Source organism: Microbacterium sp. BE35 (assembly GCF_031457705.1).
Lineage (GTDB): Bacteria > Actinomycetota > Actinomycetes > Actinomycetales > Microbacteriaceae > Microbacterium > Microbacterium trichothecenolyticum.
Map to the genome: position 1 here is coordinate 1,365,206 of NZ_JAVDXD010000001.1, position 21,610 is coordinate 1,386,815.

Sequence of the window (21,610 nt, forward strand, 5' to 3'; positions counted from 1 at the left end):
GAGACGCGTGACGCTGGATGTGCATCTCGACCACCCGCCCGCTCGCGTGTTCCCGTACCTCGCGGACCCCGGCACCTGGCACGACTGGGCGCCGGCGGTCGAACTCCGGCAGCGCGTCGGAGCCGGGCCGCCGAGTGCAGGCAGCCGCTGGAGCGCGGTCGACCACATCATCGGCCCGTTCCGTGTCCGGTTCGAAGACGTGCTCGAGGTCGTCGAACCGAACGAGCGGGTCGTGTGGCACTCCACGTCGCCGTGGAACTCGCGCGTCGAGTACGCCTGCTCCGCCGAGGACGTGGGCACGCGCGTGCACGCCGACTACGGGGGCGACGTCGCGGGGTGGCTGCGACTGGTCGCCCTGCTTCCGACGTTCGTCCTGTCGCGCATCCTCATGCGCGACTTCCGCGGCCTCCAGCGACTGCTCGATGCCGAAGACGCCCGCGCGGGAGCCGTCGCCGAACCCGCCTGACCCGCTCCGCGACGACGCCGCAAGGAACGGATGCCGCGGCCCGCAGCATCCTTCCACCGCCTACGCCGTCGGCGTCCCGAGGAACTCGCGCGCGGCGACCACGAGCGCGTCGACGCCGCGGCTCAGCGTGGGCTGGAGCACCGGGGCGAAGAAGGGCGAGTGGTTGGTCGGGATGTCGCGCTCGACCGTGCCCGCGGCGGTGGCTTCGGCGAACTTCGCCGGGTCGACCCCGCCCCAGAACCAGAAGACGAGCGGCACGCCGGCCTCACGGGCGAACCACGAGACGTCCTCGCTGCCGGTGAACATGCCCGGGTCGATCACGGTGCCCTCGCCGAACGCGGCGTCGAACGCCGCGCTGAGGCGGGCGGTGGACTCGGCGTCGTTGATGGTCGGGGGGAGCGTGTGGTCGGTGACGATGACCGGCGGCTCCTCGGCGCCCGAAGCCTGCGCCTCGGCGCGCACGATGCGCTCGACCTTCTCGAGCACGCGCGCGCGGGCCACGTCGTCGGGGTAGCGCAGGCTCAGCTCCAGCTTCGCCTCGGCGGGGATGATGTTGTTCTTCAAGCCGGCGTGGATCGACCCGACCGTCACGACCGCGACGTCGCGGGGGTCGACCTCGCGCGAGACGATCGTCTGCAGGCGCATCACCGTGGCCGCGGCCATGACGATCGGGTCGATGGTCGCCTGCGGGCGCGAGCCGTGGCCGCCGCGGCCCAGCAGGGTGACGGTGATGCCGTCGGATGCCGCCATCTGCGTGCCGCTGCGCACGCCGATGGTGCCGGCGGGCAGCGGCGTGACGTGCTGGCCGAGCACGATGTCGGGCTTCGGGAACTTCTCGAGCACGCCGTCGGCGATCATGGCCTGCGAACCGGCGCCGTACTCCTCGGCGGGCTGGAAGACGGCGACGACCGTGCCCGACCACTCGCCCTTCGTGGCGACCAGGCGCTCGAGGGCGCCGAGCAGCGCCGTCACGTGCATGTCGTGACCGCACGCGTGCATGACGGGCACGTCGTTGCCCGCCGGGTCGGTGCCGCGCGCCGTGCTGGCGTACTCGAGGCCCGTCTGCTCGGGCACGGGCAGGGCGTCCATGTCGGCGCGCAGCCACACGACAGGGCCTTCACCGTTGCGGATCACGCCGGTGACGCCGGTCTTGCCGATCCCCTCCTCGAACTCGACGCCGAGCGCGGTCAGATGCTGCGCGATCACCCCCGCCGTGCGGGTCTCCTGGAAGGACAGTTCCGGATGCCGGTGCAGATCGACGTAGATCGCTTCGAGGTCGAGGGTCATGCGGTCGAGCCTACGCGGCCACGCCGCCGCGCCCCTCCCGCTCCGCAGTCCGTTTCGGCGACCTCTCACCCCGCCGCGACCGCACGAAGCGACTGCGGAAGCGAAGACGTTCTGTGCTGCGCAGTCACGTTGTGGGGGTGCGGGCGGGGTGGACGCGCCGGGAGTGACTGCGGAGCGCGGAGGGAACGGGCGCGGGGGCGGGGGGCGGGGGGCGGGGGGCGGGGGCGGGGGTCACCACACCAGCTGGTCGCGGCGGCGGACGAGGTACGCACGTTCGGCGGGGTTGCCGGCGAGCTGCACGGCAAGGTCGTACGCCGACCGCGCCTCCTCGCTTCGCCCGAGCCGGCGGAGGAGGTCGGCGCGCGCCGCGTGGAAGGCGTGATACCCGTCGAGAGGTCCGCGGAGTCGGTCGAGCTCGGCGAGCGCGACGTCGGGACCGTCGATCTCGGCGACCGCGATGGCGCGGTTGAGGCGCACGATGGCGGACGGATCGGCGCCGAGCAGTCGGTCGTAGAGCGCGACGATCTGCGACCAGTCGGTGTCGCGAGCGGACGGGGCGGCGGTGTGCACCGCGTTGATCGCGGCGAGCAGCTGGTAGCGCCCGGGAGGCTCTCCGCCGGCGGCGACCGCGGCGATCCGTTCTCGCACCAGCGCGTGGCCCTCGACGATCAGAGCGCGGCTCCACGCCCCGCGATCCTGCTCTTCCAAGGTCACGAGCTCGCCCGTGCGCGACACGCGTGCGGTTCGCCGCGCGTCGATGAGCAGCATCAGCGCGAGGAGTCCCGTCACCTCGCCCTCATCGGGAAGGAGCGTGCGCAGGAGCCGGCCCAGGCGGATCGCCTCGTCGGTCAGGTCCGCCCGCATCGCGTCGTCGCCGCCGGTGGCCAGATAGCCCTCGTTGAAGATGAGGTAGACCACCGCGAGCACGCCGGCGAGCCGCTCTCGGAGATCCGTCGCCGACGGCACTCGATAGGGGACCTGCGCTGCCGCGATCTTCGCCTTCGCGCGGGTGATCCGTCGGGCCATGGTGGTCTCCGGCACGAGGAAGGCGTGGGCGATCTCGGCGACGGTGAGTCCGCCCAGCAGCCGCAGCGTCAGGGCGACCCTGGCCTCCATGGCGAGGACGGGATGACAGCAGGTGAAGATCAGCCGGAGCCGGTCGTCGTCGACCGGTCCCGTCTGTTCGGGAGGAGAGTCGTCGGACAGCATCAGCGCCGCCTTGTGCTTGTCGTCGCGGCGCGACTCACGTCTCAGCCGGTCGATCGCCTTGCGCGTCGCGGTGGTGGTGAGCCACGCACCCGGGTTCGGTGGCACGCCGTCACGCGGCCAGCGCTCCACGGCGGCCGTGAACGCCTCCGCGGCTGCGTCCTCGGCGAGGTCGAGATCGCCGAAGCGGCGGGCGAGCCCCGCCACCACCCGCGCCCACTCCTCGAGGTGGGCGCGGGTGATCGCCTGATCGACGGCGGGGCCGGTCACGACTCGGACGCGTGCCGCTCCACGATCTCCGCCAGGTCGCCGGGGAAGCGGTGCACCTCCTGCGGCCAGTCGAGGGCGACGGCCAGTCGTCCCGCCCAGTAGCGGGCAGCCTCGTCATCGGCCACGTTCACGACGGTGAACCCGCCGAGGTGCTCCTTCGTCTCGACGAACGGCCCGTCGGTGAAGACCGGCTTGCCGTTCTCGCTGACGACGCTGCAGACCGCGGTCGAGGCGTCGATGCCCCCCTCCGCGAAAAGGAAGACGCCCGCGTTCTTCATCTCCTCGAGCAGCGCCTCCGAGGCCGCGCTCTTGCTGCGCAGCTGGTCGGCCGTCTGCGGGGGCACCCACTCGTCGTTGAATGCGATCAGGTAGTTCGGCATTGTCGTCTCCTCTCGTCGGGACGAGGACCCCGTCGTGGACCCTCCGTCGCGGCGCCCGAACGGGCCCGCATACCTGATCCACGAACGGTGAGGCTCCGATACGACACTATTGCCGAGACCGGTGAAGAAATCGCGACACCGTCACTGCGGCAGGCGGGCCGTCGAGCCGCGCACGATGAGCTCGAAGGGGAGCTCGCCGGGCCGGTGGACGGGGGTCTCGGCATCCGTCGACTCCAGCGCTTCGAGGATCGCGTCGGCGGCGCGCTCGCCCTGGCCGAGAGGGAACTGGTCGACCGTCGTGAGGCGGAAGAACTCGCCGAGCTCGTGACCGTCGATGCCGATGACCGAGAGGTCCTCGGGCACCCGGTAGCCGAGCTCGCGAGCCGCGAGGAGCGCCCCGATCGCCATCTCGTCGGATGCCGCGAAGATCGCGGTCGGCCGGCTGCCCGGCTTGCCCAGCAGCTGCTTCGCGGCGCGGAAGCCGCCTTCGATCGTGAAATCGGCGGGCTCGAACAGCGACGGGCTGACCTCGATGCCGGCGTCGGCCAGCGCCAGCTCGAACCCCTGCCGGCGCTGCGTCGGGATGTGGAAGTCGATGTCGAACTCGGGGCTCGCGCCGATGTGCGCGATCCGGCGGTGGCCGAGCGCGAGCAGGTGCTCGGTGGCCAGCCGCGCGACGGCGACGTCGTCGACGGTGAGGGTCGTGAGCAGCGGATTAGGCCCGCCGATCGCGATCACCGGCAGATCGAGCTCGACGAGCCGCTCCGTCTCCTCCTGACCGAGCTCGAGGGAGATCGCGATGACCCCGTCCACGCGCTGGCGCCGCAGGAACGTGTCGAAGATGTCGTGCCGCTCGCCGCGGTCGGCGGTGAGGCTGTAGAGCGTGATGTCGTAGCCGCGGCGCATGAGCGCGGAGGCGATGCCGCTCAGCACCGTGGAGAAGAACCACCGGTCGAGGAACGGCACCAGCACACCGATGTTGCGCGTGCGGCCCGAAGCGAGGCTCGATGCCGAGGCCGACACCACGTACCCGAGGCTCTTGGCGGCCTCCTCGACCTTCGCCTTCGCGCCCGCCGAGACGTGTCCGCGCCCGCTCAGCGCGCGCGAGACGGTCGCCGTCGAGACCCCCGCCGCGCGGGCGACCTCGTCGATGCTGACCACGTCGTCACCGTACCTTCTCGTAGACCAGCGCGAGTGTCAGGCGGTCTCGATCCAGACCGTCGTGTCGCCCGCGAGCTCACCGTCCGCGACCGGACCGCTCGACGCGATCACGATACCGCTCGGCAGCGCGATCGGCGCGGAACCCGTGTTGGCGATGACGGTGACATTCCCGTTGCGGAATGCGACGGCATCCGTTCCGTACCCGTCGATCCACTCGAGCGAGCCCGCACCGAGCGACCGCGCCCGGCGCTCGGCGAGCAGTGCACGGTAGAGCTCGAGCGTCGAGCCCTCGACACCCGTCTGCGCGTCGCGGGCGAGCGTCGCCCATTCGGCGGGCTGTGGCAGCCACGACGCGCCGGAGTCGCTGAAGCCGTAGGCCGGGGCATCCGCGTTCCACGGGATCGGCACGCGGCAGCCGTCGCGACCGTACCGCTCGCCGTTGGTGCGGAACCACGTCGGGTCCTGACGGGCGTCACCGGGGATGTCGATGACCTCGGGAAGACCGAGCTCCTCGCCCTGGTAGAGGTAGGCGGAACCCGGCAGTGCGAGCATGAGGGTCGTGGCTGCGCGGGCGCGGGCGAGTCCGACCTCGGGGATCGGCTGACCGGGCGACTCCGGGCCGATGCCATGACCCTGCGGGTTCTCGGCCGTCAGCGCGAGACGCGACGCGTGGCGCACGACGTCGTGGTTGGAGAGGACCCACGTCGAGGGCGCGCCGACACCCGGGAACGCGTGCAGCGACACCTCGATGACCTCGCGGAGATCGGTGGCGTTCCACTTGGTCTCGAGGTACGGGAAGTTGAACGCCTGGTGCATCTCGTCGTGACGCACCCACTCGGCAGTGCGCGCGGCGGTGGGCAGCCACGCCTCGGCGGCGAGGGCGCGATCGCCCTGGTACTCCTCGAGGATCTTTCGCCAGTCGCGGTACACCTCGTGCACGGCGTCCTGACCCCAGTACGGCACGTTCTCCGCTTCGCCGCCCATCGAGCCGGCCGCGGGGTTCGGGATGTAGTCCGGCAGTCCCTCCGCCTTCACCAGGCCGTGGGCGACGTCGACGCGGAAGCCGTCGACCCCGCGGTCGAGCCAGAAGCGCAGGATGCGGCGGAACTCCTCGCGGACCTCGTCGTTCGACCAGTCGAAGTCGGGCTGCGACGAGTCGAACAGGTGCAGGTACCACTGGCCGGGCTCGCCGTCGGCCTCGACCACGCGCGTCCACGCGGGGCCGCCGAAGACGGACTCCCAGTTGTTGGGAGGAAGTTCGCCGTTCTCGCCCTTGCCGTCGCGGAACATGTAGCGCGCACGCTCGGCGCTGTGGGGAACGGCGGCGAGGGCCTGCTGGAACCACTCGTGCTGGTCGGACGAGTGGTTCGGGACGAGATCGACGATGACACGGATGCTGCGCTCATGCGCCCCGGCCAGCATGTCGTCGAAGTCGGCCAGGGTGCCGAAGAGCGGGTCGACGTCGCAGTAGTCGCTGACGTCGTAGCCGGCGTCCTTCTGGGGCGAGCGCTGGAACGGGCTCAGCCAGATGGCGTCGATGCCGAGGTGCGCGAGGTCGTCGAGGTGCGAGGTGATGCCGGGGAGGTCGCCGATGCCGTCACCCGACGCGTCCGCGAAGGACCGCGGATAGATCTGGTAGATGACGGCGGTGCGCCACCACTCGCCGCCGACGGTGGTGAGGAACGCGTCCGTGCGCTCGATGGTCTCTGCGGAAGTCATCCGATCAGCATACTGCAAGCGCTTACACTCCCTCGTAACGAAAGACGCCCGGGGGCCGGGCGTAGGGTTGGCGGGTGCTGTCCGAAGCCCTCACGCGCGCCGAATCCCTCATCCGCACGATCCCCGACTACCCGGAACCGGGCGTGCAGTTCCGCGACATCACGCCTCTGCTGGTGGATGCCCGAGCCCTGCGCACCGTCATCCACGCGATGATCGCCCCGTTCGAGGGGTCGTTCGACGTCGTCGCGGGGGTCGAGGCGCGCGGGTTCCTGCTCGCCGGCGCCGTCGCGATGGAGGCCGGCGCGGGCCTGGTTCCGATCCGCAAGGCCGGCAAGCTGCCTCTGCCCGCGGCATCCGTCACCTACTCGCTCGAATACGGCACCGCCACGATCGAGGCGCACGACGACATCGCCGTCGGCACCCGGGTGCTGCTCGTCGACGACGTCCTCGCCACCGGTGGCACGCTCGTCGCGGCGCACGAGCTCGTCGAGACGCTCGGCGGCGTGGTGGTGGGCACCGCGGTGCTGATGGAGCTGACGGCCCTCGGCGGCCGGGACGTCGTCGGCGACGTGCACACGGTCTTCACCGGCTGACGCCGCGGCTGCGATCGGCATCGCCGGTCACCCGTCGGAGCGCGGCCCCGGCAGCGTGTCCTGCGGCCCGGTGCGCGGCCCGAAGTGCGGGATCGGCGCGGGCCGTTCGGCGCGTGGCTGCCGTGGCGGTTCCGGCGCGTCCGGGAGTGTGGCGTCGCCCTCGAACGGCGTGAGCGGATCCCTGCGGCTCGCATGCTGGGGGAACCGCCGGCCCGTGACGGTGTTCGCGACGACCTTCATGACGAAGAACTTCACGGTCGGGCTCCACGACGCGAGCCGGCGGACCCCGCTGTCGCGGATCTCGTCGTCACGGGTGACGCGCTCCGCCTTTCCGCGGATCACGACGCTCCAGTAGTGGTCGTCGTCGGTCGCGCCGTCGACCTCGAAGGCGACCATCGGGTGCTGCGCGATATGGAGGAGCTTCGCGTCGCGCGCCGTGCGGATGTACAGGGCGCCCTCGTGGGCGACGTAGTTGACCGGGAAGATGTCGGGTGCACCGTCGGCGTTGTCCACCGCGAGCCGGCCGAGTTCGGCGGTCTGCAGGTACTCCCAGCACGCCGAAGCGGCGAGCCGCTCCACCTTCGGCGGCTGGTCCGCACTCGGGGGATCGCTTCGGGAATCATTCATCGCGCACCACCGTCCGTCCCTCCGGTCTACCTCAGAGCGGAGGAGAACTGAAGGGGGAGCGTGCCGGCTCAGCCGCCGAGCACGACGTTGATCGGAGGCTCGCCGGCGGCGAGCCGCTCGATCTGCGTCCGCACGAGCTTGGCGACCCGGGGTCGCATCGCGCTCGACGCGCCGCCGACGTGCGGGGCGATGAGCACGCCCGGAAGGCCCCAGAGCGCGTGGCCCTCGGGGAGGGGCTCGGGGTCGGTGACGTCGAGCGCGGCGCGGATACGTCCGCGACGCACGTGATCGACGAGCGCGTCGGTGTCGACGAGGGTGCCGCGGCCGACGTTCACGATGAGCGCGCCCTCGGGAAGCGCCGACAGGAAGGCGTCGTCCACGAGTCCCTGGGTTGCCTCACCGCCCGGCAGCGTGAGGATCACGATCTCGGCCTGGGGGAGCAGCTCGGGCAGCTCGTCGATGCCGTGCACCGCGACACCGTCCTCATCCCGGGCGCGCGACGCGACCGGGGTGAGCTCGACCTCGAACGGCTCGAGCCGCGCGGCGACGGCCTTGCCGACGCCGCCGTAGCCGAGCAGCAGCACGCGACGATCGGCGAGGCTCTGCGCGAAGACCGGGGCCCAGCGGCCGGCCGCGGTGTCGACGGCGAACGCGTCGATGTGCCGCTGCGCAGCGATCGCGAGACCCACGGCGAGCTCGGCGGTCGAGGTCTCGTGCACCGAGGCCGCGTTCGCGAAGACCAGACCTTCGGGCAGGATGGCGGCGACGCCGTCGTAGCCGATCGACTGGCCCTGCACGAGCCCCACCTCGACGCCCTCGAGACGCGCGAGCACGCGTGCCATCGACATGTAAGGCGGCACGACGATGTCGAACCGGTCACGCGGAGCGGCCGCGTCCATGGGCCACACCACCAGCTCGACGCCGTCGGGCAGGGCGCCCAGATCCGCGGCGAGCTGCTCGGTGGGGACGCTGACGACGAGATTCCGGGTGTCTGTGGTCACCCGCTCCACGCTACCGGCGCGGTGCGGGGCCGGCGTCGCGGGGCGGCGCTACGCTCGCGTCGAGCGGCGACCGCGACCGGCGGCGGCGCCTGGGCGGAGGAGGCGGACGTGGTTCCCGAGATCAACTACTGGGCGGTGCTGATCGCGACGGCGTCGAGCATGGTCGTCGGCTCGATCTGGTACACGCCGAAGGTCTTCGGCACGAGATGGGCGAAGCTCGCGAACGTCGACATGAACCGGCCGGGCGCAAGTGCCGTGGTGCCGATCGTGGTGACGCTGATCGTCAGCTTCGTGACCGCGTGGGTGCTGGCCGGCGCCTCGTCGATCGCCTGGCACTTCTACGGCGGCAGCTACCTCTGGACGGCGCTGCTCACGGGCGTGATCCTCTGGGCGGGCTTCACCGCGGCGCGCTTCATCACCCACGACGCCTTCGAGGGGCGGCCGTCGTCGCTGACCGTGCTCAACATCTCGCACGAGCTGGTGACCATCATCGTGATGGCGCTCATCATCGGCGTGTGGCCGCCGGCCGGCACAGTCTAGAAGCGGGACGGATGCCGCGGCTCAGGCCGCGGCGCCCACCACGGCGGCGATGGCCGACGTGAAGAACGACAGGCCGTCGACGCCCGACCGCATCGCGGCGGCGGTGTCGGGACCGAAGCCCGGCTCGACGGCGTGCTCGGGGTGGGGCATGAGGCCGACCACGTTGCCCCGCTCGTTGGTGAGGCCGGCGATGTCGCGCAGCGACCCGTTCGGGTTCACGCCGAGGTATCGGAAGGCGACAAGCCCCTCGCCCTCGAGACGGTCGAGTTCGGACTCCGAGGCGATGTAGCCGCCGTCGGCGTTCTTGAGCGGGATGACGATCTCCTGGCCGGAGGCGAAATCGCTGGTCCACGCGGTGTCGTTGTTCTCGACGCGCAGCTTCTGGTCGCGGCGGACGAACTGCTGATGCGCGTTGCGGATCAGCCCGCCCGGCAGCAGGTGAGCCTCGACGAGCATCTGGAAGCCGTTGCAGATGCCGAGGATGGGCATCCCCTTGGCCGCGGCATCCTTCACCTCTGCCATGATCGGCGCGAGCGCCGCGATGGCTCCGGCGCGCAGGTAGTCGCCGTAGCTGAAGCCGCCGGGAAGGACCAGCGCGTCGACGCCGTCGAGGTCGTGCGAGCCGTGCCACAGGGCGACGGCCTCGCCGCCTGCGATCTCGATCGCGCGCTGCGCGTCGCGGTCGTCGAGCGAGCCCGGGAAGGTGATGACGCCGATGCGGGCGGTCATTCCACGACCTCGATGCCGACGACGTCCTCGATCACGGAGTTGGAGAGGATCTCGTCGGCGATGCGCCGGGCCTCGGCGAGCACCCCGTCGGTGACCTCGCCGTCGACGGTGAGCTCGAACCGCTTGCCGATGCGCACCGCGCTGAAGTCGGAGACGCCGAGACGGGCGAAGGCGCCGGTGACGGCCTTTCCCTGCGGGTCCAGAAGCTCGGCCTTGGGCATGACGTCGACGACGATGGTGGGCATCGCGATCCTCCTGGCGGCCGGAGGCCGCAGCTATCGGTCGTTGAGCGACGAGCGCAGCGAGGAGTCGAAACGCCGGATGTCGCGGGCAGGGGTCCCCACCAGTCTACGGGCCCGTGCGCGTGGCGTTTCCCGGGTCGCGCAAACCCCTGTGACACAACCGTGATCAAACCGTGGGAGCGCTCCCTTGACTTCGTGGGAGCGATCCCATAGCGTTGCGTCTCGATCGATGGGAACGCTCCCACGAGACACCACCGGCACGGTTCCCTCCGGGCCGATCCTGCAACACACACGACCCTGACAACACAAAGGAGTGACAGTGAACGCACGCGCCTTCCGCAGAAGCGCTGTGGCAATCGCCGCATTCTCGGCTTCGGCCATCGTCCTCGCCGGCTGCGCCGGCGGCAACGGAGACGACGCCGGAAGCGAGGACGGCCAGATCACGCTGACCCTGGCCACGTTCAACGACTTCGGGTACGACGACGAGCTCCTCCAGGAGTACATGGACGAGAACCCGAACATCAAGATCGTCCACAACAAGGCCGCCATCACCGACGACGCCCGCACGAACTTCTTCGCGAAGCTCGGAAAGGAAGGCCTCGCCGACATCGAGGCGGTCGAGGTCGACTGGTTCGCCGAGGCCATGCAGTACTCCGACCTGCTCGCCGAGGTGCCCGACAGCGCCAAGGGCCGCTGGGTCGAGTGGAAGGAAGAGGCCGCGACCGACGCCGACGGCCGTCTCGTCGGCTTCGGCACGGACATCGGCCCGCAGGCCGTCTGCTACCGCGCCGACCTGTTCGCCGCCGCGGGCCTGCCCTCGACGCCCGACGAGGTCGCCTCGGCGATCGACGGCGACTGGGACACGTTCTTCGACCTGGCCGACAAGTACAAGGCTGCGACCGGCAAGCCGATGCTCGACTCCGCGAACTCCGCGTTCCAGGGCATCGTCAACCAGATCGAGTTCCCGTACGACGAGCCCGACGGCACCGTCGTCGCGACCGACAACCCCGACCTCGAGGCTGCGTACAACCTCGTCGTCGAGCGCGGCATCCCGAACTCGGCCTACTCGGGCCAGTGGTCGGACGACTGGAACGCGTCGATGGCCAACGGTGAGTTCGCCGCCATGCTGTGCCCGCCGTGGATGCTCGGCATCATCTCGGGCAACGCGCCCGAGGTCACCGGCTGGGAGATCGCGAACGCGTTCCCGAACGGCGGCGGCAACTGGGGCGGCTCGTACCTGACCGTTCCCGCCAACGGAAAGAACGTCGACGAGGCTCTCAAGCTCGCCGACTGGCTGACCGCTCCGGAGCAGCAGGAGAAGACGTTCGTCAACGTCGGCGCCTACCCGAGCGCCCTCGACGCGCAGAGCTCGTCGGCGATCACCGATTCCACCAACGAGTACTTCGCCGACGCGCCGACCGGCACGATCTTCGCGGACCGCTCCGCGGCGATCACCGTGACGCCCTACAAGAGCGCGGACTACTTCAAGTACAACACCGCACTGCAGGACGCCATCACCCGCGTCTTCGACGGCACCCAGGACGCCCAGGCGTCGTGGGACGCGTACGTCGCCGAGGTCGAGGCCTTCTGATAGGCCGACACTGACGATCCGGTCCGCTCCCGCAGACCAGGTCTGACAGCAGAAGCGGAGTGCGTGCGGGTCCCCCGGCCCGCGCGCACTCCGCCTCCACGCCCACCCTCGACACCCGAATCGGAGCCACCGGTGACCACGACCGCCACCCGTACGACGGCATCCGGGCCGGCCGATCGGCCCGATCCGGAACGCCAGCCGCGCGTCCTCTCCTTCTCCCACCGCCTGAGCCGCTGGGACCTGAAGCTCTCCCCCTACCTCTACATCTCGCCGTTCTTCATCCTGTTCGCGATCGTGGGCCTCTTCCCGATCGTCTACACGGCGGTGATCTCGTTCCAGGAGTGGGACCTCGTCCGCAACTCCGGCACCTTCGTCGGGTTGGACCAGTACGTCTGGATCCTGTCCCAGGCCGACTTCTGGATCGCCCTGCGGAACACCTTCAGCATCTTCCTGCTCTCGTCGGTGCCGCAGCTCATCCTGGCGCTGTTCATCGCGGCGATGCTCGACAAGAACATCCGGGCCAAGACCTTCTGGCGCATGAGCGTCCTGCTCCCGTACGTCATGGCCCCGGTCGCCGTCGCGCTGATCTTCAGCAACCTCTTCGGCGACAACCACGGCCTCGTGAACAACGTGCTCACGAACCTCGGCCTGAACCCGATCGCCTGGCACAAGGACCCGTTCTGGAGCCACATCGCCATCGCCACGATGGTGAACTTCCGCTGGACCGGCTACAACGCCCTCATCCTCCTCGCCGCCATGCAGGCCGTGCCGCGCGAGTACTACGAGGCGGCGACCGTGGACGGCGCCAACGCGTTCCGCCAGTTCTGGAGCATCACGCTCCCGTCGCTGAAGCCCACCCTGATCTTCGTCATCATCACGTCGACGATCGGCGGTCTCCAGATCTTCGACGAGCCCCGCATGTTCGACCAGACCGGCCGCGGCGGTGCCGCGGGCCAGTGGCTGACGATCACGCTGTACCTATACAACATCGGCTGGGGCGAGTTCAACTTCGGACGTGCCGCCGCCCTCGCGTGGATCCTCTTCATCATCATCCTGGCGATCGGCCTCATCAACCTCGCCATCACCCGCGCCCTCGTACGTGACGAGGGCGGACGCGGGGTCATCCAGCGCCGTCGCGGCGGCCGGAAGGGAGCCCAGCAGTGAGCGCCATCAGCACCCCGCCCCTCGCGGTCGTCGAGGAGAACCTGCCCAACGCGCGCCGGAGCCGGCGGACCACGAAGATCCGCGGCGTGCGCGCCGGGGTCTGGGTGTACGTCGGTCTCGGGGTCGTCGTGGTCTCGGCCCTCTTCCCCTACTACTGGTCGTTCCTGATCGGCTCGGGCGACGCCTCGACCATCAACAACCCGAGCATGTCGTGGCTGCCCGGTGGCAACTTCATCGACAACGCGCTGAAGGTCATCAACGACCCTGCCGTGAACTTCTGGCAGGCGCTGTGGAACTCGATCTTCAGCTCGACCGTGATCGCGGCATCCGTCGTCCTGTTCTCGACCCTTGCCGGCTGGGCGTTCGCGAAACTCCGCTTCCCCGGCGGCAAGTGGCTGCTGGCCTTCGTGGTCGCCACCATGGCGGTGCCGATGCAGCTCGGCGTCGTGCCGCTCTACCTGCTCTTCTCCGACCTGGGCTGGACCGGGCAGATCGGCGCCATCATCATCCCCGCGCTCACCAGCGCGTTCGGTGTGTTCTGGATGACGCAGTATCTGTCGCAGACCGTGCCGGACGAACTGATCGAGGCGGCGAGAGTGGACGGGGCCAACATGCTCCGCACGTTCTGGACGGTGGGCGTGCCCGCCGCGCGGCCCGCAGCCGCGATGCTGTTCCTCTTCACCTTCGTCGGGGCGTGGAACCAGTTCTTCTGGCCCTTCATCGTGCTCGACCGGCAGAGTCCCACGCTCCCGGTGGCGCTCTCGCTCCTGCAGTCGAACTACTTCGTCGACTACTCGGTCGTGCTCGCCGGCGTGCTCCTCGCCACCATTCCGCTCCTCATCGTCTTCGCCTTCACGGGGCGGCAGCTGGTGAGCGGCATCATGGCCGGCGCCGTCAAGGGCTAGACCCTTTCCCCTCCCCACAGCCTTCGGCATCCTGACACCGACGTTCTCCGAGAGGATCATTGACCTCATGACGACCGCGATCCCTCGCGCCTTCCCCCAGGACTTCCTGTTCGGCGCCGCGACCGCCGCCTTCCAGATCGAGGGCGCCGCCCACGAAGACGGCCGCCGCGACTCGATCTGGGATGCGTTCTGCCGCGTGCCGGGCGCCGTCATCAACGCCGACAACGGCGACGTGGCGTGCGACCACTACCACCGCTACGGCGATGACGTGGCGCTCATGAAGGAGCTGGGCCTGCAGACGTACCGCTTCTCGACGTCGTGGTCGCGCGTGCGGCCCGACGGCGGGGCGGTCAACCTCAAGGGCCTCGACTTCTACAAGCGACTGGTCGACGAGCTGCTCGGGGCCGACATCCTCCCGTGGCTGACGCTCTACCACTGGGACCTGCCGCAGGCGCTGCAGGAGAAGGGCGGCTGGGCGAACCGCGACACCGCGGACCTCTTCACCGAGTACGCGCTGACGATGCACGACGCCCTGGGCGACCGGGTCAACGTGTGGACCACGCTCAACGAGCCGTGGTGCTCGTCGTTCCTCAGCTACACCGCGGGCATCCACGCGCCGGGCCACTACAGCGTCGAGGAGGGCGTGCTCGCCGCGCACCACCTGCTGCTCGGCCACGGCCAGGCCGTGCGCGAGCTGCGCTCTCGCGACGAGTCGCTCAAGCTCGGCATCACGCTGAACCTCACGGTCGCCGAGCCGGTCGACGAGAACGACCCCGCCGACGTCGACGCGGCGCGCCGCATCGACGGCCAGTTCAACCGCTGGTTCCTCGACCCGATCTTCCGCGCGCAGTACCCCGCCGACATCGTGGAAGACATCCGAAAGGTGGATGCTGCGGCCATCGCCGCGTGGGAGTCCGCCGTGCGCCCCGGCGACCTCGAGACCATCGCGACGCCCATCGACACGCTCGGCGTGAATTACTACCACGGCGAGTACGTGGGCGGCCACGAGCCGGTGAACCCGCCGATCGGCGGCGACGCGCCCACCGATCGCCCCGGCCGCTCGCCGTACCCCTCGCACGAGGGCATCTACTGGCACGAGCGCGGCCTGCCCCGCACGCCGATGCAGTGGGAGGTGCAGCCCGAGGGGCTGACGACCCTCCTCGAGCGGGTGTGGGACGAGTACGCGCAGCAGGCCGGCACCGTGCTCTACGTCACCGAGAACGGCGCCGCCTACGACGACGAGCTCGTCGTCGAGGGCGAGACGAAGCGCGTGCACGATGCCGACCGCGTCGAGTTCCTGCGCGGGCACCTCGGTGCGATCCTCGACGCGGCCGCGGCCGGCGTCGACGTGCGCGGGTACTTCTACTGGTCGCTCCTGGACAACTTCGAGTGGGCATGGGGCTACGAGAAGCGGTTCGGGATCGTGCGCGTGGACTACGACACCCAGGAGCGCACACCCAAGGACAGCGCGCTCGAGTACAGCCGCATCATCGGCGCTCGGGCGATCGACCTGGAGTCCGCGCGCGCGGCGGCCGTCGCGTCGTAGCACTGCGCCGCGGGGTGCCGCGGCGCAGTAGCATCCGGGAAGGAGGGGACAGGAATGAGCACCGACGCCATGCGGCGCACCCAGCGGGGAGCCGGCAGTGCACACGCCGTGACGATCGAAGAGGTCGCCGCCGCGGCGGGGGTCTCCCGCTCGACGGTCTCCCGCGTCGTGAACGGCTCGACGGCCGTGAGCCCCGAAGCCCTGGAATCGGTGACGCGCGCGATCAACGAGCTGAACTACGTCCCCAACCGCGCTGCCCGGTCGCTGGCGAGCCAGAAGACGCACGCGATCGCGCTGATCGTCCCCGAGGACACCACGCGGTTCTTCGGCGACCCGTTCTTCGCGGCGATCGTGTCGGGCATCAATTCGCGTCTCAGCCGCTCGGACTACGTGCTCAACCTCTTCATCGCCAGTGACGACCCGGGCGACAAGACGACGAGCTACGTGCGCTCGGGTGCCGTGGACGGCGCCATCGTGGTCTCGCACCACACCAGCGACACGTTCATCGACCGCATCGCGAGCGTCGTGCCCGTCGTCTACGGCGGCCGGCCGGTGCGCGAGCGCGAGCGCGACTACTACGTCGACGTCGACAACGTCCGCGGGGCGTATGACGCCACGGTGTATCTGATCGAGAGCGGTCGACGCCGCATCGCGACGATCACCGGCCCGCGCGACATGCCCGCCGGTGTGGACCGCCTGCAGGGATACCGCGATGCGCTCGCCGCCTGGGATCTCGACGAGATCGCGGTCGAAGACGGCAACTTCACCGCCGACGGCGGCGCCGACGCGATGCGCCGGGTGCTGGCGACCGGAGCCCAGCCCGACGCGGTCTTCGTCGCCAGCGATCTCATGGCGCGGGGCGTGCTGACGGTGCTCACGGCCGAAGGGCTGCGCGTCCCCGACGACGTCGCGATCATCGGCTTCGACGACTCGCCCGTGGCCACCTCCGTCACGCCGCAGCTGACGACGATGCGCCAGCCCTCGTTCGCACAGGGCGAGCGCATGGCCACGGTGCTGCTCGACCTCCTCGCGGGGCGGCATCCGCGTCACGTCACGATCCTCGAGACCGAGCTCGTCATCCGCGAGTCGGTCTGACGCGCCCCGGCTCCCCCCGCCGCCCCCTCGTTCCGCAGTCACTTTTCGCGTCCGCGGGGCGGCGGAACCCGCACCTTGCGACTGCGGAACACCGAAAGGCCTTCGCTCCGCAGTCGGGTTTGGCGGGAACGGGGGGCGCGAAGCCGCACGATGTGACTGCGGAAGGCGAGGTGGGTTGGGGGTGGGGGAGAACTCAGCCGCGGCCGGGAACCGTCGCGTGCAGGAGGTTGCGCCACGGGTCGTCGAAGGCCACCGTGCGGCCGTCGTCGCGCACGTCGAGGCCGTGGTGGCGCAGGCGCTCGGCGAGCTCGCCCAGGGAGTCGGCGTCGGGGAGGGCCAGATCCACGCGGCCGAGGCCCAGCGCCGGCATCCGCGGTCCCGCGCCGCGCGAGTTCCACACGTTCATCGCCATGTGGTGGTGGTAGCCGCCGGCGCTCACGAACAGGGCCTGGTTGCCGAGCTCGGCGGTCTGGTCGAACCCGAGCGCATCGACGTAGAACGCGCGGGCGCTCGCGACGTCGCCGACCGACAGGTGCACATGACCGACGGATGCTGCGTCCTGCCCCGTCCCGCCGCTCGCGGCCCGCTCCGTCAGGTGCTCGCGGAGGAAGCCGTTGGGGTCGAGGTACAGCGTTGCCATCTCGACACTGCCGTGAGTCCACGACCACTCGGTGCGGGCCCGGTCCCAGTACAGCTCGACGCCGTTGCCCTCGGGGTCGGTGAGGTAGAAGGCCTGGCTCACGAGGTGGTCCGCCGAGCCGGTGAAGGTCTGCGGCGCGCGCTGCGCGACGCTGTAGAGCGCGGCCGCGAGGGCCTCCTGCGTCTCGAAGAGGATCGCCGTGTGGAAGAGCCCGGCCGCGCCGGGGCTCGCGTGGCGCAGGGCGGGCTCGTGCTTCAGGATGACGACCGGTCTGCCCGCGCGCCCGAGCACGACCTCGTCGCCCTCGGCCGACAGCACCTGGAGTGTGATGACGTCGCGGTAGAACGCGGTCATGCCGTCGAGGTCGCCGACGAGAAGCGTCACGGCGCCCATCGAGGTATCGGCGGCGAGGCGGTCAGGGTGCGCGATCTCATTCACGTGTAGCTACAACCATTTGCACGCAGCATCCATTCCCGCTTCATCGCTCCGGTCCTCCGGGTTTGGGGCGCGATTCGTCCGTTGGGGCGCACAAATCGCGCCCCAACGGACAGAATGCGCCCCAAACCCCAGAAACAGGTCGGGGACGGGTGCTGCGCCTCGGCGCTACTTGACCTGCGAGTCCTGCGGGTCGCCGCCGAGCTGGCCGACGGCGGGGAGCGGGCCGCCGTCGTCGGCGCCGGTCCTGCGCCAGCGGGCGATGGCGTTGCCGAGGTGGTAGATCACCAGGGCCGCGGCGGCGCCGATGACGATCGCGCCGAGCTGGAAGTCGCCCCACACCATCGTGAAGCCGGCGATCGCGATCACGAGCGAGACGGCGGCGGTGTACTGGTTCACCGGGCGCGAGAAGTCCACGCGGTTGTCGACCCAGATCTTGATGCCGATGATGCCGATGAGGCCGTAGAGGGCGGTGGTCACGCCGCCGAGCACGCCGGCGGGGATCGAGTTGAACACCGCGCCGACCACCGGCGAGAGCGACAGCAGGATCGCGAAGACGCCCGCGACCCAGTACGCCGCCGTCGAGTACACGCGGGTCGCCGCCATGACGCCGATGTTCTCGCCGTACGTCGTCGTGCCCGAGCCGCCGAAGGTGCCCGCGAGCACCGTCGCCGCGCCGTCGGCGATGAGCGCGCGGCCGGTGTACTGATTGACGGATGCCTCGGTCATCGTCGCGACGCCGCGCACGTGTCCGACGTTCTCGGCGATGAGCACGAGCACGACCGGCAGGAACATCGCGATGACACTCCAGGTGCCGGGGCTGCCGAATGTCGGGAACTGGAACGTCGGCAGGCCGACCCACTGCCCGTTCGCGACGAGCTCGTTCACCTGGGTGAAGTCGACCTCCTGGCGCAGGAGCGCCACGATGTAGCCGACGATCACGCCGAGGAAGATCGAGATGCGCCCGAGGAAGCCGCGGAACAGCACGCTGCCGAGGATCACGGCGACGAGCGTGATGGTCGCGGTGATCGGCGCCTGCTGGAAGTTCTGCCACGCGACCGGGGCGAGGTTGAAGCCGATGAGCGCGACGATGGCGCCGGCGACGACCGGCGGCATGAGCTTCTCGATCCAGCCGAGCCCCGCGAACTGGACGATGAAGCCGACGGCGGCCAGCAGCACGCCGACGGCGACGATGCCGGCGAGGGCCGAGCCCATGCCCTGCGACGCGGTGGCGGCGGTGACCGGTGCGATGAACGCGAACGACGAGCCGAGGTAGCTGGGGAGGCGGTTCTTCGTGATCAGGAGGAACAGCAGCGTCCCGATGCCCGAGAAGAGGAGCGTCGTCGAGACGGGGAAGCCCGTCAGCACCGGCACCAGGAACGTCGCGCCGAACATCGCGATGACGTGCTGGGCGCCGATCGCGACCGTCGCGGGCCAGTTCAGCCGCTCGTCGGGCTTCACCACCTTCCCGGGTTCGACGGTCCGGCCGTTGCCGTGAATGGTCCACAAAGGCATGCGCGCTCCTTAGCGCTCGGGTGATGGTGCGAGGATCACCCTAGCGAGCGGGTGCGCGCGAGTTGCCTCGGCCACGCGGCATCCGGGAGGCTGGACGGATTCCGGCTCGCACCCGGACCTTCGATGCCGAACCGACGGAGAGATGTGACCGACCCAGCGACCCTGCCCATGCCGCCCGCGCTCGAGTTCCGGGGACTCCACAAGCGGTTCGGCGAGAAGGTGGCCGTGGCCGACATCAGCCTGCGCGTGCCGGCGGGATCGTTCTACGGGCTGGTCGGCCCGAACGGCGCCGGCAAGACCACGACGCTGTCCATGGCGACCGGACTCCTCATGCCGGACGCGGGTCAGGCGCTGGTGCACGGGGTCGACGTGTGGCGCGAGCCGGTCAAGGCGAAGGCGATGGTCGGCAACCTCGCAGACGGCGTCAAGCTGTTCGACCGCCTCACGGGCGAGCAGCTCGTCACCTACAACGGGCTGCTCTTCGGCCTGCCGCACGACGAGATCGCCCAGCGCACGGCCGACCTGCTCTCGCTCATGGACATGACGGATGCCGCGGGCACGATGGTCGTCGACTACTCGGCGGGCATGACCAAGAAGATCGCGCTCGCGTGCGCCCTCGTTCACGCCCCGCGGCTGCTCGTGCTCGATGAGCCCTTCGAGTCGGTCGATCCGGTGTCGGCGGCGAACATCGAGGACATCCTCGCGGGGTATGTCGGCGGCGGCGGCACGGTCATCGTCTCGAGCCACTCGATGGACCTCGTCCAGCGGATGTGCGACCACGTCGCGGTCGTCGCGGCGGGTCGCCTGCTCGTCGCGGGCACCGTCGACGACGTGCGTGCGGGGGAGTCCCTGCAGGACCGCTTCGTCGAGCTCGTCGGCGGCCGTCGCCACACGGAAGGGCCGGAATGGTTGCGACGCTCCTGAGGCTGCGGTTCCGGGTCCTCGGCAACCAGCTCGCGCGCAGCCCGTGGCAGCTGGTCGGGTTCATCCTCGGTGCCCTCTACGGCGCGCTGCTCCTCGTGGGCATCGTCGCGGGCCTGGTCGCGCTGGGATTCGCCGACGTCCGGCTGGCGGGCGTCATCATCGTGGGTGCCGGCTCGCTGGTGACGCTGGGGTGGGCCCTCATCCCTCTCGTGGCGTTCGGCGTCGACACGACGCTCGACCCGGACCGCCTGGTCGTGTTCCCCCTGACGACCTCGCGGATGATGGTCGCGCTCACGCTCGCCGCGGCCTGCGGCGTCCCGGGCATCGTGACGTCCGTGGCAGCGCTCGCGACGATCGCGACGTGGGCGCACTGGCCCGCCGCGCTCGTCGCCTGGCTGGTGAGCACGCCGCTGGCGGTGCTCACGGCGGTGGTCGCGTCACGCGCCGTGGCGACGGTCGCCTCCGGTTTCGGGGGAGGCCGACGCTTCCGCGAGGTCGCCGGCATCCTCATCTTCATCCCGCTCATCCTGGCGGGGCCCCTCATCGCGGGGCTCGCCAGCGGGGTCAGCGTGAACGCGGACACCATCGCCGAGCTGGTGCCGCTCCTCGGCTGGACGCCGCTCGGCGCCGCCTGGGCCGTGCCCGCCGACGCGGCCGCCGGCGATCTGCCCGCAGCCGCGGCGAAGCTGCTCATCGCGCTCGCCACCCTCGCGGCGCTGTGGCTGCTGTGGCGCGCCTCGCTCGCGCGCTCCCCCGTGCGGCCCCGGCTCACGTCGGCCGCCGCCGTGCGGGCCGGGTCGGTCGGGTGGTTCGGCCGCGTACCGACCGGCGCTGCGGGCGCGGTCTTCGCGCGGGCCCTGACGTACTGGACGCGTGATCCGCGGTATCTCCGCCAGCTCATCGCCGTGCCCCTCGTGCCGGTGCTGCTGTGGTTCTACGCCCGCGACGGCGACCCATTCGTGGCGCTGGCGTTCTCGGCGCCGATCATCGCGTTCATCATCGGCATCGTGGTGTACGCCGACATCTCATACGACGGCACGGCGTTCGGCACCGAGGTCGCGACGGGAGCGCGCGGTCTCTCGGACCGGCTCGGGCGCATCCTCGCCGCCGCCGCTGTCGCGGTGCCGCTGGTGCTGCTGGCCGCGGCACTGCCCTTCGTGTTCGCGGGCGACTGGACGCAGTTCCCCGGCATCCTCGGCATGGCGCTCGGCATCCTCTTCACCTGCTACGGCGTCTGCGCCGTCACCTCGGCCCAGCTCGTGGTGCCGGTTCCGGGCTCGGGTGACAACCCGTTCAAGCGCGTCCCCGGCACGACGTTCCTGCAGGGCATGGCGTTCTTCGGCATCTGGCTGGTGGCGCTTGCGCTCTCGTCGCCCGCGGTGATCGTCGGGATCATCGGGTACTTCACGCGGAACCCGACCGTGAGCTGGATCGCGTTCGCCATCGGGATCGTGGGCGGCACCGCGGTGCTCGTCGCCGGCATCCTGATCGGTGGCAAGGTGCTCGACAGCACCGGGCCGGTGCTGCTCGCGCGTTTGAAGGCGATGAAGAACGCGTGACAACGCCGGATGCCG

21 protein-coding genes are annotated in these 21,610 nt (G+C 70.4%); 10 read left to right on the top strand and 11 right to left on the bottom strand.

Annotated features, from left to right (window positions below; translation table 11 throughout):
• Positions 1-7 precede the first annotated feature (7 nt).
• Positions 8-466, top strand: coding sequence for an SRPBCC family protein (locus J2Y46_RS05950; RefSeq protein ID WP_045302175.1), 459 nt, complete (start codon positions 8-10; stop codon positions 464-466).
• Positions 467-526: 60 nt separating this feature from the next.
• On the opposite strand, the gene J2Y46_RS05955 is transcribed toward J2Y46_RS05950, so the two are convergent.
• The 5 genes from J2Y46_RS05955 to J2Y46_RS05975 form a co-directional block, all read right to left on the bottom strand.
• Positions 527-1,753: an amidohydrolase gene (locus J2Y46_RS05955; RefSeq protein WP_045302176.1), complete on the bottom strand. Its 1,227-nt coding sequence runs from the start codon at positions 1,751-1,753 to the stop codon at positions 527-529.
• Positions 1,754-1,984: 231 nt separating this feature from the next.
• Positions 1,985-3,229, bottom strand: a complete 1,245-nt coding sequence (locus J2Y46_RS05960; protein ID WP_045296273.1) for an RNA polymerase sigma factor — start codon at positions 3,227-3,229, stop codon at positions 1,985-1,987.
• Positions 3,226-3,609: a YciI family protein gene (locus J2Y46_RS05965; RefSeq protein WP_045296271.1), complete on the bottom strand. Its 384-nt coding sequence runs from the start codon at positions 3,607-3,609 to the stop codon at positions 3,226-3,228. Before J2Y46_RS05965 ends, J2Y46_RS05960 begins: the two co-directional genes overlap by 4 nt.
• Positions 3,610-3,750: 141 nt before the next feature.
• A complete protein-coding gene (locus tag J2Y46_RS05970) occupies positions 3,751-4,770 on the bottom strand; it encodes a LacI family DNA-binding transcriptional regulator (RefSeq protein WP_045296269.1) in 1,020 nt (339 codons plus the stop codon).
• Positions 4,771-4,806: 36 nt separating this feature from the next.
• On the bottom strand, positions 4,807-6,489 hold the full coding sequence (locus tag J2Y46_RS05975; RefSeq protein ID WP_045296267.1) for a glycoside hydrolase family 13 protein: 1,683 nt from the start codon (positions 6,487-6,489) through the stop codon (positions 4,807-4,809).
• A 74-nt stretch (positions 6,490-6,563) separates the two neighbouring features.
• On the opposite strand from J2Y46_RS05975, the gene J2Y46_RS05980 reads away from it, so the two are divergent.
• Entirely contained in the window at positions 6,564-7,082 is a 519-nt protein-coding gene (locus J2Y46_RS05980; protein ID WP_045296266.1) for an adenine phosphoribosyltransferase, read from the top strand.
• Positions 7,083-7,109: 27 nt separating this feature from the next.
• Here J2Y46_RS05980 and J2Y46_RS05985 read toward each other — a convergent pair whose 3' ends face one another.
• Positions 7,110-7,709, bottom strand: coding sequence for a pyridoxamine 5'-phosphate oxidase family protein (locus J2Y46_RS05985; protein WP_084695383.1), 600 nt, complete (start codon positions 7,707-7,709; stop codon positions 7,110-7,112).
• 68 nt (positions 7,710-7,777) lie between these two features.
• On the bottom strand, positions 7,778-8,710 hold the full coding sequence (locus tag J2Y46_RS05990) for a 2-hydroxyacid dehydrogenase (RefSeq protein ID WP_045296265.1): 933 nt from the start codon (positions 8,708-8,710) through the stop codon (positions 7,778-7,780).
• Between the two features lie 108 nt (positions 8,711-8,818).
• On the opposite strand from J2Y46_RS05990, the gene J2Y46_RS05995 reads away from it, so the two are divergent.
• Complete coding sequence (locus tag J2Y46_RS05995) at positions 8,819-9,250, top strand: DUF1761 domain-containing protein (RefSeq protein ID WP_045296264.1); 432 nt, start codon at positions 8,819-8,821, stop codon at positions 9,248-9,250.
• A gap of 21 nt (positions 9,251-9,271) precedes the next feature.
• Here J2Y46_RS05995 and purQ read toward each other — a convergent pair whose 3' ends face one another.
• Positions 9,272-9,979 (bottom strand): phosphoribosylformylglycinamidine synthase subunit PurQ, encoded by a 708-nt coding sequence (purQ, locus tag J2Y46_RS06000; RefSeq protein ID WP_045296262.1) that lies wholly within the window; start codon positions 9,977-9,979, stop codon positions 9,272-9,274.
• Positions 9,976-10,224, bottom strand: coding sequence for a phosphoribosylformylglycinamidine synthase subunit PurS (gene purS, locus J2Y46_RS06005; RefSeq protein ID WP_045296261.1), 249 nt, complete (start codon positions 10,222-10,224; stop codon positions 9,976-9,978). The genes purQ and purS overlap by 4 nt, the downstream gene beginning before the upstream one ends.
• A gap of 316 nt (positions 10,225-10,540) precedes the next feature.
• Here purS and J2Y46_RS06010 point away from each other — a divergent pair, with 316 nt between their 5' ends.
• The 5 genes from J2Y46_RS06010 (at position 10,541) to J2Y46_RS06030 (ending at position 16,522) form a co-directional block, all read left to right on the top strand.
• Positions 10,541-11,812, top strand: coding sequence for an ABC transporter substrate-binding protein (locus tag J2Y46_RS06010; RefSeq protein ID WP_045296260.1), 1,272 nt, complete (start codon positions 10,541-10,543; stop codon positions 11,810-11,812).
• 132 nt (positions 11,813-11,944) lie between these two features.
• On the top strand, positions 11,945-12,976 hold the full coding sequence (locus tag J2Y46_RS06015; protein WP_045296259.1) for a carbohydrate ABC transporter permease: 1,032 nt from the start codon (positions 11,945-11,947) through the stop codon (positions 12,974-12,976).
• Complete coding sequence (locus J2Y46_RS06020; RefSeq protein WP_045296258.1) at positions 12,973-13,881, top strand: carbohydrate ABC transporter permease; 909 nt, start codon at positions 12,973-12,975, stop codon at positions 13,879-13,881. Before J2Y46_RS06015 ends, J2Y46_RS06020 begins: the two co-directional genes overlap by 4 nt.
• 67 nt (positions 13,882-13,948) lie before the next feature.
• Positions 13,949-15,427 (top strand): family 1 glycosylhydrolase, encoded by a 1,479-nt coding sequence (locus tag J2Y46_RS06025; protein WP_310240972.1) that lies wholly within the window; start codon positions 13,949-13,951, stop codon positions 15,425-15,427.
• Between the two features lie 54 nt (positions 15,428-15,481).
• Positions 15,482-16,522, top strand: a complete 1,041-nt coding sequence (locus tag J2Y46_RS06030; protein WP_310240975.1) for a LacI family DNA-binding transcriptional regulator — start codon at positions 15,482-15,484, stop codon at positions 16,520-16,522.
• 193 nt (positions 16,523-16,715) lie between these two features.
• Here the strand turns inward: J2Y46_RS06030 and J2Y46_RS06035 are convergent, their stop codons facing one another.
• Positions 16,716-17,555: a VOC family protein gene (locus tag J2Y46_RS06035; RefSeq protein ID WP_310241104.1), complete on the bottom strand. Its 840-nt coding sequence runs from the start codon at positions 17,553-17,555 to the stop codon at positions 16,716-16,718.
• A 210-nt stretch (positions 17,556-17,765) separates the two neighbouring features.
• On the bottom strand, positions 17,766-19,112 hold the full coding sequence (locus J2Y46_RS06040; protein ID WP_310240977.1) for a solute carrier family 23 protein: 1,347 nt from the start codon (positions 19,110-19,112) through the stop codon (positions 17,766-17,768).
• Positions 19,113-19,280: 168 nt separating this feature from the next.
• On the opposite strand from J2Y46_RS06040, the gene J2Y46_RS06045 reads away from it, so the two are divergent.
• Both J2Y46_RS06045 and J2Y46_RS06050 read left to right on the top strand, forming a co-directional pair.
• The gene (locus J2Y46_RS06045; RefSeq protein WP_310241106.1) at positions 19,281-20,036 is read left to right on the top strand and encodes an ABC transporter ATP-binding protein; all 756 of its coding nucleotides are present in this window, start codon (positions 19,281-19,283) and stop codon (positions 20,034-20,036) included.
• Complete coding sequence (locus J2Y46_RS06050) at positions 20,018-21,595, top strand: hypothetical protein (protein WP_310240980.1); 1,578 nt, start codon at positions 20,018-20,020, stop codon at positions 21,593-21,595. Before J2Y46_RS06045 ends, J2Y46_RS06050 begins: the two co-directional genes overlap by 19 nt.
• Positions 21,596-21,610 lie beyond the last annotated feature (15 nt).